Annotated in this window: 1 protein-coding gene; it reads left to right on the forward strand. The window is 50.0% G+C overall.

The window, feature by feature from the left end; translation table 11 throughout:
* Positions 1 to 264 (forward strand): enoyl-CoA hydratase-related protein (locus C1E99_RS14010; protein WP_193441831.1); only part of this gene is annotated, 264 nt, incomplete at both ends.

Here is a 264-nt window from a genome sequence, read left to right on the forward strand (position 1 = left end):
CTGGTGAATGATATTTCGTTTGCGATGAAGAAATTGTCTAAAGTGGTCATTATGGTGACAGATGGGGCAGTGGCTGGAGCCGCGGCTAATATGGCAGTGGCAGCTGATTTTGTTATTGCCTCCAGCAAGACAAAATTCATCCAAGCCTTTGTAGGTGTTGGACTTGCGCCGGATGCGGGGGGGCTCTTTCTACTGAGTCGTGCTATTGGGGCTAATCGTGCTAGTCACTTGGCGATGACAGGAGAGGGCTTATCAGCGGATAAG

It is taken from the genome of Streptococcus suis, from assembly GCF_002964045.1.
GTDB lineage: Bacteria > Bacillota > Bacilli > Lactobacillales > Streptococcaceae > Streptococcus > Streptococcus suis_U.